The organism is Sphingopyxis granuli (assembly GCF_001559015.1).
GTDB lineage: Bacteria > Pseudomonadota > Alphaproteobacteria > Sphingomonadales > Sphingomonadaceae > Sphingopyxis > Sphingopyxis granuli.
The window spans coordinates 4,334,674-4,349,617 of record NZ_CP012199.1 but is presented as its reverse complement, the minus strand read 5'-3'; the positions used below and the strand labels follow the sequence as shown (position 1 = coordinate 4,349,617).

Genomic DNA, 14,944 nt, shown 5'->3' with positions numbered 1-14,944 from the left:
TGCTCCGCGCAAGACCCGCCAGCGAGGAGCCCCGAAACGCAAAAGGGCGGCCCGCAGGCCGCCCTTTCGTCGTTTCGCTGTGGCGAAGGCTTATTCGCTTGCGGGCTGGAGGTTGACCGCCGCGAACTTGCCGCGATCGTCGACCTCGATGTCGAAGGCGACGCGGTCGCCCTCTTCGAGGCCGGCCATGCCGGCGCGCTGTACCGCGCTGATGTGGACGAAGGCGTCGGCCTGTCCATCATCGCGCGCGATGAAGCCGAATCCCTTGGTCGTGTTGAAGAACTTGACCGTGCCCGACGTGCGCTCGCCGGTAAGCTGGCGCCGACCGCGCGCGCCGCCGGGGCGCTCGCCGCCGCGATCGTCGCGCCGCGGCGCGAATTCCTCGACCGGCATCGGTTCGCCCTCGATCTTGAGGTCGATCGCCGACACCTTGCCGTTGCGCTCGACGAGCGTGAAGCCGAGCGGCTGGCCCGAGGCGAGCCCTTGCAGCCCCGCCTGCTCGACCGCGCTGATGTGGACGAACACGTCCTCGCCGCCGTCGTCGCGTGCGATGAATCCGAATCCCTTTGCCGGGTTGAAGAATTTCACCTGGCCCTGGCCCTCGCCGACGACCTGCGCGGGCATGCCGCCACCGCGTCCGCCGCCGAAGCCGCCGCGATCGCCGCCGCCGAATCCGCCGCGGTCACCACCGCCGAAACCACCGCGATCCCGATCGCCGAACCCGCCACGGCCGCCGCCATAGCTGTCGCCGCTGTAGGGCGCCGGTTCGAAACTGTCGAAATTGCCGAAGTCATCGCGCTTGCCGCGTCCCCGATGGCCGCGGCGATCCTTGTTGAAACTCATTGCTTAGTAGTCGCTTTCGGTTCGTCCACACCCCATTTACCGGCTCATTGCGCCGGACGGGGACGCAGTTCACCATGAGCACAGACTCGTCCCGTGCCGCTTGCGGCGCAATATATAGCCTATATGAATGGCTTCTGCGAACAGAAAATGCACGGCGTCGGTGCCCGGTTTCGCACGCTTTGCCGCGCGACGCGGAAAGCCCGGCGCGGCCGCGCAAACCAGTCATTGAGCGACGCGGCCGCTTCGCCTAAGGCGGGCGCATGAGCGTATATTTCCACGAAGAAGACCTGCCCGAAGGCGTGCTGGGGCCCGGCGCCGTCGCGATCGATACCGAAACGATGGGGCTCAACCCGCTGCGCGACCGGCTGTGCCTCGTCCAGATCAGCGACGGTTCGGGCGACGAGCATCTCGTCCGCTTCGGCCCCGGCAGCGCCTATGACGCGCCGGTGCTGAAGGCGATACTGACCGACCCCGGCCGCCTGAAGCTCTTTCATTTCGCGCGTTTCGACATCGCCGCGCTGCAGCATGCGCTGGGGGTCGTCACCGCGCCCGTCTATTGCACCAAGATCGCCTCGAAGCTGGTGCGCACCTACACCGACCGCCACGGGCTCAAGGAACTGGTGCGCGAACTGCTGGGGCAGGAAGTGTCGAAGCAGCAGCAGTCGAGCGACTGGGGCGCCGCCGAACTGACCGAGGCGCAGCGCGACTATGCCGCGAGCGACGTGCGCTTTCTCCACGCGATGAAGACCGTGCTCGACGCGCGGCTCGCGCGTGAGGGGCGTACCGAACTGGCGCAGGCCTGTTTCGACTTCCTGCCGGCGCGCGCGGCGCTCGACCTCGCGGGCTGGCCCGAGGTCGACATCTTCGCGCATACGTGATGACGATGAGCGAGCGAGCCGGCTGAGCCATGTCCGAACGCGCCGACCTTGATCGCACGATGCGCCGCATGTGGGCGGCGCGCGGGTCGAACCACGACCGCGTCGTGCGCCTGCTGCGCTTCGCGCTGCCGGTCGTCATCGGCGTCATCGCCGCGGTGCTCGTCTTCTCTCCCTTCACCCAGCGCGCCGAGGTGAGCTTCCTGCTCGCCAAGGACAAGGTCGAGGTGGCGCAGGAACGGATGCGCGTGACGCGCGCCGAATATCGCGGACAGGATGCGAAGGGACAGCCTTTCGCGCTGGTCGCGGGCAGCGCGGTGCAGAAGTCGAGCGCCGAGCCGATCGTGCGGATGACCGACCTGTCGGGTGCGATCCGCCTCGCCGACGGGCCCGCGACGATCGCCGCGCGGCAGGCGCAATACGACATGGACAGCGAAAAGGTGTCGGTGCCCGGCCTCGTGCAGGTCAAGAGCGCCGACGGCTATCGGATCGATGCGCAGGGCGTCGCGATCGACCTCAAGAACCGCAGCCTCGCCGGCGGATCGGGGGTCGACGGGACGCTCAACATCGGTCATTTCTCCGCCGATGAACTCTATGCCGATCTGGACCGGCGGATCGTGCGCCTGTCGGGCAACGCGCGGCTGAGGATCAACCAGGGAGTGCTCAAATGAACCGTCCGTCATCCGGCTGGAAGGGTTTCGCGCTCGGCGGCGCGAGCTTCGCGCTGACCAGCCTCGCCATCCTCGCCGCGGGGCAGGGCGGCGGCGCCGCGCATGCGCAGGCGCTCGCGAATCACAACAGCGGCGCCCCCGTCGATTTCTCGGCCGGCAGCATCGAGGTGCAGGATCGCGCCGACCGCGTCGTCCTTGCCGGCAACGTCCGCGTGACGCAGGCCGGGCTGACCGTCACCGCGCCGCGCATGACCGTCGCCTACACGCGGCAGGGCGGCACCGACGTCAACCGGCTCGACGCGACCGGCGGCGTCACCGTGACCAAGGGCGACGAGACCGCGAAGGGCAATGTCGCCATCTACGACCTCGACCGGCGGCTGATCACGATGGTCGGCAATGTCGAACTGCGCCAGCGCGGCAACCGCCTGTCGGGTGGGCGGCTGCTGATCGACCTCAATTCGGGGCGCGCGACCGTCGACGGCCGCGGCGCCGCGCGCGGCCCCGACGGCAATGCGGTGCAGGGCGGCACCGGCGGCCGCGTGACCGGCACCTTCACCGTGCCGGAGCGCAAGGGGCAGTAACCGGGCAGCCCGGCGGAGCCCCCTTCCGGGAAGGGAGGGCGGTTTATCCGTGCCTTGGCGTTCGCGCCCCGCGCCCCTACATGGGGCGTTCATGCCGCCCGACACGACCTCCTCTGCCGATGCGGCACGCGAACCGCCCGTTCTTGCGACGCTGAAGCGCTTCCTGCCCTATCTGTGGCCGGCGGGGCATCGCGGGCACAAGGTGCGCATCGTCCTCGCCGCGCTGATCGTGCTCGCGTCGAAGGGCGTGCAGCTTTCGATGGGCTTCCTCTACGGCGCCGCGATCGACCGCATGGCGCCGGGGATGGAGGAAGGCGTGGCGCTCGCGATCGGGCTGGTGCTCGCCTATGCCGGCGCGCGCTTCGCGGGCGTGCTGTTCGACAATCTGCGCAACGTCGTCTTCGAGCGCGTCGGACAGGACGCGACGCGCGAACTGGCGACCGCGACCTTCACCCATCTTCATGCGCTGTCGCTGCGCTTCCACCTCGCGCGGCGCACCGGCGAGGTGACGAAGGTGATCGAGCGCGGGACCAAGAGCATCGATACGATGCTCTATTTCCTGCTGTTCAACATCGCGCCGACGCTGATCGAGCTGGTCGCGGTGCTCGTCATCTTCTGGAGCAAGTTCAGCTTCGGCCTCGCGGGCGCGACCGCGCTGATGGTCGTCGTCTATATCGTCTTCACCCGCCGCGTCACCGACTGGCGCAACGCGCTACGGACCCGGATGAACGATCTCGACACGCTGACCGTCGGGCGCAGCGTCGACAGCCTGCTCAATTACGAGACGGTCAAATATTTCGGCGCCGAGGCGCGCGAGGCGGCGCGCTATCGCGACGTCGCCGACCAATATGCACGCGCCGCGGTGAAGAGCGAGAACAGCCTCGCCTGGCTCAACGTCGGGCAGAGCCTGATCACCAACGCGGCGATGGCGGGGGCGATGGCCTATACGGTGTGGGGCTGGTCGAAGGGGCAGTTCGCGGTCGGCGACGTGGTGCTGGTGAACACGCTGCTTGCGCAGCTCTTTCGCCCGCTCGACATGCTCGGCATGGTCTATCGCGTCATCCGCCAGGGGCTGATCGACATGGAGGCGATGTTCCGCCTGATCGACACCCCGCCGGAGATCGCCGATGCCCCCGATGCCTGGCCGCTGGTGGTGGCCGGCGGCGCGGTGACGTTCGACAATGTCGTCTTCGGCTACGAACCCGACCGCACGATCCTGAACGGGGTCAGCTTTGCGGTCGGGGCGGGCGAGACGCTGGCGATCGTCGGGCCGTCGGGGGCGGGCAAGTCGACGATCGCGCGGCTGCTGTTCCGCTTCTACGATCCGCAGCAGGGGCGCGTCCTGATCGACGAACAGGATATCGCGCAGGTCACGCAGGCCAGCCTGCGCGCTGCGATCGGCATCGTCCCGCAGGATACGGTGCTGTTCAACGACAGCATCGGCTACAATATCGCCTACGGCCGCGAGGGTGCGAGCGCCGGGGCGATCGCGGCGGCGGCCGAGGGTGCGGCGATCGACGGCTTCATCGCGCTGCTGCCGCAAGGCTATGACACCGAGGTGGGCGAGCGCGGGCTCAAGCTGTCGGGCGGCGAAAAGCAGCGCGTCGCGATCGCGCGCACCCTGCTCAAGAACCCCCCGGTGCTGATCCTCGACGAGGCGACGAGCGCGCTCGACAGCCGGACCGAAGCGGCGATCCAGGCGACGCTCGACCGCATCGCCGAACGGCGCACGACGCTGGTCATCGCGCACCGCCTGTCGACGGTGACGGGCGCCGACCGCATCATCGTGCTCGAAAAGGGGCGGGTGGCGGAAACCGGGACGCACGACCAGCTGCTAGCGATGCGCGGGCTCTACGCCGACATGTGGGCGCGCCAGCAGGCGGAGAAGGAAGAGGGAACGGTCTAGGGCCGATATCCGAAGCGACATCGATGCCTTGCCGCGGGCTTTCCGCCCAATCGCAACGGAATCACTTGAGTTGCTTGACCGGCCGCCGCGCCGCCCTTTAGGCTGGGCCATGCCGCACGATACCAGCCTGATCGGAACCATCGTCGCCGGGCTCGGCGTGGCGTTCCTGATGGGTGCGCTCGCGCATCGGCTGCGCGTCGCGCCGATCGTCGGCTATCTGCTCGCCGGGGTGATCGTCGGGCCGTTCACGCCGGGGATCGTCGCCGACACCGGACTGGCGCTTCAATTGGCCGAGATCGGCGTGATCCTGCTGATGTTCGGGGTCGGGCTGCATTTCTCGCTCAAGGACCTGCTCGCGGTGCGCGGGATCGCGGTGCCCGGGGCGATCGTCCAGATCTCGGTCGCCAGCGCGCTCGGCATCGCGCTGGGCCTGTGGCTCGGCTGGCCGTTCGCCGGCAGCGCGATCTTCGGCCTCGCGCTGTCGGTCGCGAGCACCGTGGTGCTGCTGCGCGCGATGCAGGCGCAGGACCTGATCGAGACCGAAAGGGGCCGGATCGCGGTCGGCTGGCTGATCGTCGAGGATCTGGCGATGGTGCTGGCGCTGGTGCTGCTCCCCGCGATGCTCGGTTCGCGCGGCGACGAGGCGAACGCGATGGGGCTGCTGCGCTCGACCGCGATCGTGCTGCTCAAAGTGACGGGCTTCGTCGCGCTGATGCTCGTGTTCGGGCGGCGGGTGCTGCCCGCGGTGCTGCACTGGGTCGCGCATTCGGGGTCGCGCGAACTGTTCCGGCTGTCGGTACTGGCGATCGCGCTGGGCGTCGCCTTCGGCGCGGCGGTGATCTTCGACGTGTCCTTCGCGCTCGGCGCCTTCTTTGCCGGTATGATCCTGGGCGAGACGCAGCTTTCGCGCCGCGCGGCGGAGGAGACGCTGCCGCTGCGCGACGCATTCGCGGTGCTGTTCTTCGTGTCGGTGGGCATGCTGTTCGACCCCCGCGTGATCCTCGAACAGCCGGGGCCGCTGATCGCCACCGTCGCGATCATCATGGTCGGCAAGTCGGCGGCGGCGTGGGGGATCGTGCGTGCCTTCGGCCATTCGAACCAGACCGCGCTGACCATCGCCGCCAGCCTCGCGCAGATCGGCGAATTCTCCTTCATCCTCGCCTCGCTCGGCGTCGGGCTGAAAGTCATGCCCGACGCGGCGCGCGACCTGATCCTCGCGGGGTCGATCCTCTCGATCCTCTTCAACCCGCTCGTCTTCACGCTCGCGATCCGGTGGACGCGCGGCGAGGAAGCGGAGGCGCCACCCGATGCCCCCGATTCGCCCCCGCCCGAACGCGAGGCGGCGCGCACGGTGCTGATCGGCTACGGCCGCGTCGGCAGCCATATCGGCACGCTGCTGTGCGGGCGCGGCGAGGCGCTGACGGTGATCGAGGACCAGAAGGACCGCGCCGCGGCGGCCGGCGAGGCGGGGGCGATCGTGATCGTCGGCAACGCCGCGAGCGAGGGCGTGCTGCGCCAGGCGCGGATCGACACCGCCGCGACGCTGCTGATCGCGATCCCCGAGGGGGTCGAATCGGGCGCGATCGTGCGGCGCGCGCGCGCGATCAATCCGAAGCTGCTGATCGTCGCGCGCGCGCATTCGGACGAAGAGGTCGATGATCTCGTGCGCCGCGGCGCCGATCATGTCGTGATGGCCGAACGCGAAACCGCCGCGCGGATGGCCGAGCGAGCGCTGCGCGCGCGCGGGTAGGAGGCGGGAGCCGAATCGCGCCTTCGCGCGTTGATCGGCCGAAACATCAATGGAGATCATGTCATGCTCAAGGCCGGGGTTTTCGCATTCGCCGCCGCCGCGCTGTCGCTGTCCGCCGCGCCGGCGCTCGCGCAGCAGGGCGCGCCCGACGAACCGACGCTCAAGAAGACCGGCGATTCGGTCACCGAACCCTTCGACGGCAAGGAAGCACCGGAGAAATTGAAGGCGATTCAGGACAATCCCTATTCGCTCGCCGGTCTGGGCAAATGCGCGGCGATCATCCGCGAGGTTCAGGAATTGAACGCCGTCCTCGGCCCCGACGTCAACGAGCGCGTCGACAAGAGCCTGGCAAAGAAGCGCGAGGAAACCGCCGGCCGCGTCGCGGGCACCGTCGCCGGCTCGGTCATCCCCTTCGGCGGGCTGATCGGCGAAGTGACGGGCGCCAATGCCGAACGGCGGCGCTATGCCGAGGCGGTCTATGCCGGCACCGTCCGGCGCGGCTTCCTGAAAGGCGTCGGCCTTCAGCGCGGTTGCAAGGCGCCGGCGCGGCCCTAGGATCGGGGGGAAGGGGGGAACATGAACGTCGAGGATATCCGTCCGTTCCGCGTCGCGGTGCCGCAGGCCGCGATCGACGACCTGCGGGACCGGCTCGCGCGCACGCGCTGGCCGGAGAAGGAAACCGTCGCCGATTGGGACCAGGGCGTTCCGCTCGCCTATGCGCAGGAGCTTGCCGCCTGGTGGCACGATCGTCACGATTGGCGCGGGGTCGAGGCACGGCTCAACGCGTTGCCCAATTTCCTCGCGACGATCGACGGGCTCGACATCCATTTCCTGCATGTCCGGTCGGCCAATCCCGCCGCGCGGCCGCTGGTCCTGACGCACGGCTGGCCGGGGTCGGTGCTCGAATTCCTCGACGTCGTCGAACCGCTGTCGGCCGACTATCATCTCGTGATCCCGTCGCTGCCCGGCTACGGCTTTTCGGGCAAGCCCGACGTCGCGGAATGGGATGTCGAGCGGATCGCCGCCGCGTGGGACGCGCTGATGCGCGCCCTCGGCTACGACCGCTATTTCGCGCAGGGCGGCGACTGGGGCAGCGCGGTGACCTGCGCGCTCGGCATGCATCATGCGGACCATTGCGCCGGCATCCACGTCAACATGGTCGTCGGCCAGCCCGATCCCGCGACGATGGCCGACCTCACCGATGCGGAGAAACGCTATCTCGCGCGCTTCGGCTGGTATCGCGACAAGGACAATGGCTATGCGACCCAGCAGGGGACGCGGCCGCAGACGATCGGCTACGCGCTCACCGATTCGCCCGTCGGCCAGATGGCGTGGATCGTCGAGAAATTCCACGGCTGGACCGATTGCGGACACCGGCCGGGCGAGCAGTCGGTCGGCGGCCATCCCGAAAAGGCGCTGTCGCGCGAAGCGATGCTCGACACGGTCAGCCTCTATTGGTTCACCGCGAGCGCGGCCTCTTCGGCGCGGCTCTATTGGCACAGCTTCCGCAGCTTCGCGGCGGGCGCGATCGACGTGCCGACCGGGTGCAGCCTGTTCCCGAACGAGATCATGCGCCTGTCGCGCCGCTGGGCCGAGGGGCGTTATCGCAACATCGTCTACTGGAACGAACTCGACCGCGGCGGTCATTTCGCGGCGTGGGAACAGCCGGGCCTGTTCGTCGCCGAGCTTCGCGCCGCCTTCGCCCTGATGACGCTCTGATGCACCTTTCGGAAGAGGCATCACCCTTTCTGCCATTCGTGCTGAGCTTGTCGAAGCACCGTCCTTCTTCTTGCGTCCCCGAAAGAAAGGACGGCCCCCTTCGACTGCCTTGCAGGCGCTCAGGACAGGCTTCGACAAGCTCAGGGCAAACGGTTCAGATTTAACGCACGATGCTTTAAGGGGGCGGCGGGACGCCGCGGCGGCGCTACAGCGGCGCGGTGAAGGACAGCATCAGCCCGGCGAGCGCCGCCGACATCAGGTTCGACAGGCTGCCCGCAAGCAGCGCCTTCAGGCCCAGCCGCGCGATCATCGGGCGCTGGTTCGGGGCGAGGCCGCCGGTCACCGCCATCTGGATCGCGATCGAGCTGAAATTGGCGAAGCCGCACAGCGCGAAGGTCGCGATCGCCACCGAAGTCGCCGACAGCCCGCCCTGTATCTTGCCGAGGTCGATGAAGGCGACGAATTCGTTGAGCACGACCTTGGTGCCGAACAGCCCGCCCACCGACGCGCTCTCGTCCCACGGCACCCCCATCAGCCACATTACCGGGCGAAAGATCGCGCCGATGATCGCCTGGAACGACAGGTCGGGCTGGCCGAACCAGCCGCCGACCCCCGCGAGCAGCCCGTTCGCCAGCGCGACCAGCGCGACGAAGGCGAGCACCATCGCGCCGACCGCGACCGCCAGCCGGACGCCGGTCTGCGCGCCCTGCGCCGCCGCCATGATGATGTTCGCGGGCTTCTCCTCGTCATGGCTCGCCTCGGGCATGATCACGGGTTCGATGCCGATGTCCCTGGGGTCGTCGGGCATCATGATCTTCGCCATCAGGATGCCGCCGGGCGCCGACATGAAGCTCGCGGCGAGCAGATAGGGCAGCAGCTGCTCGCCGATCATGCTCGCATAGGCGCCGAGGATCGTCCCCGCGACCCCCGCCATCCCCACGGTCATCACCGTGAAGAGCTGCGACGGCGTCAGCCCGGCGAGATAGGGGCGGATGACCAGCGGGCTTTCGCTCTGCCCGACGAAGATGTTCGCGGCGGCGCCCAGGCTCTCGACCTTGGTGATGCCCGTCACCTTCTGGATCGCGCCGCCGACCCATTTGATTACGAGCTGCATGATGCCGAGATAATAGAGGATCGAGATCAGCGAGGCGAAGAAGATGATCACCGGCAGCGCGGCGATGGCGAAACTGTTCGCGCCCATTTCGGGCGAGGCGAGCGGGCCGAAGATGAAGTCGGTGCCCGCCTTCGCATAGCCGAGCAGGTTGGAAACGCCGTTCGACATCGCCTGGATGACCGCGCGCCCCCACGGCGTGCCGATCACCAGCAGCGCGAACCCCGCCTGCAGCAGGAAGGCGGGGACGACGACGCGCAGACGGATCCAGCGGCGGTTCGAGGAAAAGAGCACGGCGATCGCGAGCAATGCGACGATGCCGAGCAGACCGATCAGGCGTTCCATGGATAGAGTGCGTACCCCGCAAGGTTGTTTCGCCTGTCTAGCGGGCTTTGGCGGCGGGGCAAGGGGCGCGCGCCGAGCCGTGTTTCTCGGCCTTCCCTGTCCTGGCAAAACCGACTATCGGGCGGCATGACCGACACCACATCGACGGCGTTGCCGCGCACGTTGTCCCCATCGCTGTTCCTGTTCTCCATCCTCTACGGCGGGATGGTGGTGCTGGCGGGCGTGCTCGGGAACAAGCAGGTGGCGCTGGGAAGCTGGCTGGCGGTCGAGGCCGGAATATTCGCCTTCCTGCTGCTGGTCGCCCTGTCGAGCGCGGTGTCCGAACTGCACGGACAATCGGTCGCCAATCGGCTGGTGCTGTGGGGGTTCGTCCCGCTGGTGCTGTCGATCATGCTGACGGCGCTGGTGCTCGCGCTGCCCGCGTCGCCCGAAATGCAGCCCGAACGGCTGGCGGCGTTCGACATGATCCTGGGGCAGAGCCCGCGCCTGATGGCGGCGGGCATCGTCGCCTACGGGACGTCGCAATTCCTGAACGTCACCATCTTTTCCCGGCTGCGCGGCAGCGTCGGGACAGGCACGTCGACATGGCTGGCGATCCGCGGCGCGATCGCCAGCGCGCTCAGTCAGATCGTCGACACGCTGCTGTTCGTCACCATTGCCTTTTACGGCGTGTTTCCGATCGCGAACCTGATGGGCGGCCAGATGCTCGCCAAGGTCGCGCTGTCGGTGCTCGTCATCCCGTTCGTGATTACCGGCCTTGTCGCTCTCGGCCGCAACCTCGATGCAAAGACCGCTGGATGATATCGATGACCGACCCTTCGAAAATGCCCGACCTGCTTGCCAAGGCTGAAACGCTCGTCGAGGCGCTGCCCTATCTGCAACGCTATGCAGGCCAGACCTTCGTCATCAAATATGGCGGCCATGCGATGGGCGATCCGGAGGCGCAGCGCGACTTCGCCGAGGATGTCGTGCTGCTGAAAGCCGTGGGGATCAACCCGGTGGTCGTCCATGGCGGCGGCCCGCAGATCGGCCGGATGCTGAAACAGCTCGGGATCGAATCGACCTTCGTCGGCGGACTGCGCGTCACCGACGCCGCGACCGCGGAGGTCGCGGAAATGGTACTCGCGGGCAAGATCAACAAGGAGATCGTCGGCTGGATCGCCGGGCTCGGCGGCCGCGCGGTCGGCCTGTCGGGCAAGGACGCCAACCTCGTCCTCGCCGAAAAGGTGCGCCGGACCGAACCCGACCCCAATTCGGGGATCGAGCGCCATGTCGACCTGGGCTTCGTCGGCGAGCCGGTGGCGGTCGATCCGACGATCCTGACCAATCTGGCGAACGACAATTTCATTCCGGTGGTGGCGCCGGTCGCGCTCGGGGCCGACGGTGCGACCTACAACATCAACGCCGATACCATGGCGGGGGCGATCGCCGGCGCGCTCGGCGCGAAGCGCTTCTTCCTGCTCACCGATGTCGCCGGGGTGCTGGGCAAGGACGGCGCGCTGCTCACCGATCTCGACCGTGGCGGGATCGAGGCGCTGAAGGCCGACGCGACGATCACCGGCGGCATGATCCCGAAGGTAGACACCTGCCTGGCGGCGGTCGACGCGGGGGTCGAGGCGGCGGTCATCCTCGACGGCCGCATCCCGCACGCGATGCTGCTCGAAATTTTCACCGCAAGGGGTGCGGGCACGCTCATTCACCGCTAAGAAAGCGGACCAACGCCTCTAGACGGAGACCCTGCCTTGCTTCTCATGCTCCTCCAGATCGTCGACATCCTGCTGACGGTGCTGTGGTGGTTCATCATCGCGCAGGCGGTGATGTCGTGGCTGATCGCCTTCAACGTGATCAACACGCACAATGATTTCGTCGGCCAGCTGTGGATGGTGCTCGACCGGATCACCGAACCGCTCTACCGGCCCTTCCGCCGCATCATGCCCGATTTCGGGGGCATCGACCTGACCCCGATGCTGGTGCTGATCCTGATCATCATCCTGCAGGGACCGGTGCTCGGTTACCTCGCGCGCTTCGCCTACACCAACGGGCTCGCGTGATGGCGGCGGGGGCGCACATCATCGACGGCAAGGCGTTCGCGGCGGGCCTGCGGGTCCGGATCGCAGAAGCGGTGCCGGCGTTCCGCGCCGCGACCGGGCGCGCGCCCGGACTGGCGGTCGTGCTCGTCGGCGACGATCCGGCGAGCGCGGTCTATGTCGGCTCGAAGGGCAAGGCGACGGTCGCCGCGGGCATGGAAAGCTTCGAACACCGCCTGCCCGCCGATGCGACGCAGGAAGAGGTCGAGGCGCTGCTCGCCTCGCTCAACGCCGACGACGCGGTCGACGGCATCCTGCTCCAGCTTCCGCTGCCCGGCCATCTCGACGAGCAGCGCGCGGTGGCGACGATCGATCCCGACAAGGACGTCGACGGGCTGACCCCGGTCAGCGCCGGGCGCCTCGCGCTCGGCATAGCCGGCATGGTGCCGTGCACGCCCTATGGCTGTCTGCTGCTGCTGCAGGACCGGCTCGGCGACCTCAGCGGCAAGGATGCGGTCGTCGTCGGCCGCTCGATCCTGGTCGGCAAGCCCATGGCGGCGCTGCTGCTCGGCGCCAACTGCACCGTCACCGTCGCGCACAGCCGCACGAAGGACCTGCCCGCGCTCGTCCGCCGCGCCGACATCGTGGTCGCGGCGGTCGGGCGGCCGGAGATGGTGCGCGGCGACTGGATCAAGCCCGGCGCGGTGGTCATCGACGTCGGCATCAACCGCCTGCCGCCCGCCGACGGCGCGGCGAAGGGCCGACTGGTCGGCGACGTCGCCTATGCCGAGGCGGCCGCCGTCGCCGACGCGATCACCCCGGTGCCGGGCGGCGTCGGTCCGATGACCATCGCCTGCCTGCTACGCAACACGCTGGTCGCGGCGCACCGCCGCGCCGGCCTCGCCGATCCGGAGGGATTCTGATGCGGCGGCTCTGGCTCGCGGGCGCCGCGCTCGCGCTGCTCGGCGGCTGCGCCGGGCCGGGGTCCGACATGCGGAACCGGCCGCTCGCGCCCAATCCGAGCGGCTTCGTCGCCGCCGAACTCGCCTTCGCGCGGCTCGCGCAGGACAAGGGACAATGGACGGCGTTCCGCGAGACCTCGGCGCCCGATGCGGTGATGTTCGTGCCGGAGCGGGTCAATGCGAAGGCCTGGCTCAAGGGGCGCGCCGACCCGCCGGCGTCGGTCCGCTGGCAGCCGCACGCGGTCTTTTCGAGCTGCGACGGCAGCGCCGGCGCGACGACCGGGGCGTGGCAACAGCCCGACGGCAGCACCGGCTATTACACCACCGTCTGGCTGCGCGACCCGTTGAAGGGCGAACTGCGCTGGGTGCTCGACCATGGCGACGGGCTGGTGACGCCGCGCGAAGTGCCCGAGTTCATCGCATCGAAGCAGGCGGCGTGCGGCGCCCGCCCGGCGGTAGGAATCGAAGCCGGCGGTGAGGGCGACGATACCGCGGTCGGCCTGTCGCGCGACCAGACGATGAGCTGGACCTCGACCGTCCGGCCGGACAAGTCGCGGCGCGTCACCATCCGCCTTTGGGACGGCGAGGCGATGGTGCCCGTCGTCGACGACGTGGTCGCGGCGCCCGGCGCGGCGGCATGATCGACCTCTTCATCTCCGCCTTCGTCACGCTGTTCGTGGTGATCGACCCGCCCGGCTGCGCGCCGATCTATGCCAGCCTGACGACCGGCGCGGGCGCGGCGCAGCGGCGCTCGATGGCGTTCCGCGCGGTCGCGATCGCGGGCTGCATCCTGATCTTCTTCGCGATGTTCGGCGAGGCGCTGCTCAGCTTCCTGCACATCGACCTCGACAGTTTCCGCATCGCCGGCGGGATCATGCTGTTCATCATCGCCATCGACATGGTGTTCGAGAAACGCACCGAACGACGCGAACAACGCGCCGAGAAAGTGAAGGCCGCGGCCGAGGTCGACGATGTGTCGGTGTTCCCGATGGCGATGCCGATGCTTGCGGGTCCCGGCTCGATCGCATCGGTGATGCTGCTCGTCGCGCAGAACAACGGGCTCGACCGCGCGCTGGTGATCTTTGCCGCGCTGCTGCTCGTGCTGCTGCTGACGCTGGCGGCGCTGCTGATGGCGGGGCCGATGATGCGGCTGATCGGCAACAAGGGCGAGGCGGTGATCACGCGCCTGCTCGGCGTGCTGCTCGCCGCGCTTGCCGCGCAGTTCGTGATCGACGGGCTGAAGGCGAGCTTCCCGACGCTGGCCTGACGCAGGCCCCGCCCGGCATCCCGAAGCGCGGGAGGCCGGACGGGGGAGCGTGGCTTACCGCGCGGCGTTGACGTCGTTCTGCGTCACCGGCGCGATGCGGATTTCGACGCGGCGGTTGCACTGATAATCGGCCTCGCTGCGTTCGGGCGCGCATTTGAGCTGCGATTCGCCATAGCCGATCGTCGCCATGCGCGCGCGGTTGACGCCCCGGCCGGCGAGATAGTCGGCGACCGACGAGGCGCGCCGTTCGGACAGGCCCTGGTTGTAGCTGTCGCTGCCGGTCGAATCGGTGTGGCCGTAGACGTCGATATAGGTGCTGGGATATTCGGAGAGCGTCGAGGCGACGCTGTCGAGCGCGCTGCGGAACTGCGATTTCACGACCGCGCTGTTATAGTCGAAGGTCACGTCGCCGGGCATGTTGAGGACGAGCTGGTCGCCCTGGCGCTCGACGTCGATGCCGGTGCCGGCGGTGCGTTCGCGCAGCTTCTTTTCCTGCTGGTCCATGTAATAGCCCGCGCCCGCACCCGCCACGGCACCGATGCCGGCCCCGACGATCTTTTCGGTGCGGTCGCGCTTGCCGCCGATGAGGTCGCCGAGCAGATAGCCGCCGAGCGCGCCGCCGACGCCGCCGATCGCGGCCTTGGAAATGCGCTGCTGTCCGGTCTCCGGATCGGTCACGCAGCCGGTGAGCATCAGCGCGCCGACGGCGGTGAACATGGTGAGCTTGATCGTCCTGTTCTTCATGGGTCGCTCCCTTTCATGGGCGCCGCCGGCTGGTCTTGCGGCGGCCGCCCTCCATGGCGATAACATATGGCCGCGCATCTGGTTCCAGAATCTTGCTGAACGGCGGCTGAGCCGGCTTGCGGAGCATATTGTTGTGCAACGCG

At 68.5% G+C, this 14,944-nt stretch carries 16 protein-coding genes; 13 read left to right on the top strand and 3 right to left on the bottom strand.

What is annotated here, in order from left to right; all coding sequences use genetic code 11:
* Nucleotides 1–90: 90 nt before the first annotated feature.
* On the bottom strand, nt 91–843 hold the full coding sequence (locus tag SGRAN_RS23205; RefSeq protein WP_067113233.1) for a cold-shock protein: 753 nt from the start codon (nt 841–843) through the stop codon (nt 91–93).
* Between the two features lie 260 nt (nt 844–1,103).
* On the opposite strand from SGRAN_RS23205, the gene SGRAN_RS19930 reads away from it, so the two are divergent.
* The 7 genes from SGRAN_RS19930 to SGRAN_RS19900 all read left to right on the top strand — a co-directional run bounded on the left by SGRAN_RS19930 (nt 1,104) and on the right by SGRAN_RS19900 (nt 8,345).
* Entirely contained in the window at nt 1,104–1,721 is a 618-nt protein-coding gene (locus tag SGRAN_RS19930; RefSeq protein WP_067186362.1) for a ribonuclease D, read from the top strand.
* A 29-nt stretch (nt 1,722–1,750) separates the two neighbouring features.
* Entirely contained in the window at nt 1,751–2,389 is a 639-nt protein-coding gene (locus SGRAN_RS19925) for an LPS export ABC transporter periplasmic protein LptC (RefSeq protein WP_067186361.1), read from the top strand.
* The gene (locus SGRAN_RS19920) at nt 2,386–2,970 is read left to right on the top strand and encodes an LptA/OstA family protein (protein ID WP_067113226.1); all 585 of its coding nucleotides are present in this window, start codon (nt 2,386–2,388) and stop codon (nt 2,968–2,970) included. Before SGRAN_RS19925 ends, SGRAN_RS19920 begins: the two co-directional genes overlap by 4 nt.
* 91 nt (nt 2,971–3,061) lie before the next feature.
* Complete coding sequence (locus tag SGRAN_RS19915; protein ID WP_067113223.1) at nt 3,062–4,876, top strand: ABCB family ABC transporter ATP-binding protein/permease; 1,815 nt, start codon at nt 3,062–3,064, stop codon at nt 4,874–4,876.
* Nucleotides 4,877–4,985: 109 nt separating this feature from the next.
* Nucleotides 4,986–6,626 carry a YbaL family putative K(+) efflux transporter gene (gene ybaL, locus SGRAN_RS19910; protein WP_067113220.1) on the top strand — a complete coding sequence of 547 codons (1,641 nt, stop codon included), beginning with the start codon at nt 4,986–4,988 and terminating at the stop codon, nt 6,624–6,626.
* A gap of 63 nt (nt 6,627–6,689) precedes the next feature.
* Nucleotides 6,690–7,181, top strand: coding sequence for a hypothetical protein (locus tag SGRAN_RS19905; protein WP_067113217.1), 492 nt, complete (start codon nt 6,690–6,692; stop codon nt 7,179–7,181).
* A 21-nt stretch (nt 7,182–7,202) separates the two neighbouring features.
* Entirely contained in the window at nt 7,203–8,345 is a 1,143-nt protein-coding gene (locus tag SGRAN_RS19900) for an epoxide hydrolase family protein (RefSeq protein WP_067113214.1), read from the top strand.
* 205 nt (nt 8,346–8,550) lie between these two features.
* Here SGRAN_RS19900 and SGRAN_RS19895 read toward each other — a convergent pair whose 3' ends face one another.
* Nucleotides 8,551–9,801: a NupC/NupG family nucleoside CNT transporter gene (locus SGRAN_RS19895; RefSeq protein WP_067107239.1), complete on the bottom strand. Its 1,251-nt coding sequence runs from the start codon at nt 9,799–9,801 to the stop codon at nt 8,551–8,553.
* Between the two features lie 126 nt (nt 9,802–9,927).
* On the opposite strand from SGRAN_RS19895, the gene SGRAN_RS19890 reads away from it, so the two are divergent.
* Genes SGRAN_RS19890 through SGRAN_RS19865 form a run of 6 tightly spaced genes read left to right on the top strand, consistent with a single transcriptional unit; the run spans nt 9,928 to nt 14,057 of the window.
* Nucleotides 9,928–10,602: a queuosine precursor transporter gene (locus SGRAN_RS19890; RefSeq protein WP_067107241.1), complete on the top strand. Its 675-nt coding sequence runs from the start codon at nt 9,928–9,930 to the stop codon at nt 10,600–10,602.
* Nucleotides 10,599–11,507 (top strand): acetylglutamate kinase, encoded by a 909-nt coding sequence (argB, locus tag SGRAN_RS19885; protein WP_404950385.1) that lies wholly within the window; start codon nt 10,599–10,601, stop codon nt 11,505–11,507. The genes SGRAN_RS19890 and argB overlap by 4 nt, the downstream gene beginning before the upstream one ends.
* A gap of 45 nt (nt 11,508–11,552) precedes the next feature.
* Nucleotides 11,553–11,852 (top strand): YggT family protein, encoded by a 300-nt coding sequence (locus tag SGRAN_RS19880; protein WP_067107243.1) that lies wholly within the window; start codon nt 11,553–11,555, stop codon nt 11,850–11,852.
* On the top strand, nt 11,852–12,751 hold the full coding sequence (folD, locus tag SGRAN_RS19875) for a bifunctional methylenetetrahydrofolate dehydrogenase/methenyltetrahydrofolate cyclohydrolase FolD (RefSeq protein ID WP_067107245.1): 900 nt from the start codon (nt 11,852–11,854) through the stop codon (nt 12,749–12,751). The genes SGRAN_RS19880 and folD overlap by 1 nt, the downstream gene beginning before the upstream one ends.
* The gene (locus SGRAN_RS19870; RefSeq protein WP_067107247.1) at nt 12,751–13,431 is read left to right on the top strand and encodes a hypothetical protein; all 681 of its coding nucleotides are present in this window, start codon (nt 12,751–12,753) and stop codon (nt 13,429–13,431) included. Before folD ends, SGRAN_RS19870 begins: the two co-directional genes overlap by 1 nt.
* Nucleotides 13,428–14,057 (top strand): MarC family protein, encoded by a 630-nt coding sequence (locus SGRAN_RS19865; protein ID WP_067107249.1) that lies wholly within the window; start codon nt 13,428–13,430, stop codon nt 14,055–14,057. The genes SGRAN_RS19870 and SGRAN_RS19865 overlap by 4 nt, the downstream gene beginning before the upstream one ends.
* 54 nt (nt 14,058–14,111) lie before the next feature.
* Here the strand turns inward: SGRAN_RS19865 and SGRAN_RS19860 are convergent, their stop codons facing one another.
* On the bottom strand, nt 14,112–14,801 hold the full coding sequence (locus SGRAN_RS19860) for an OmpA family protein (protein ID WP_067107252.1): 690 nt from the start codon (nt 14,799–14,801) through the stop codon (nt 14,112–14,114).
* Nucleotides 14,802–14,944 lie beyond the last annotated feature (143 nt).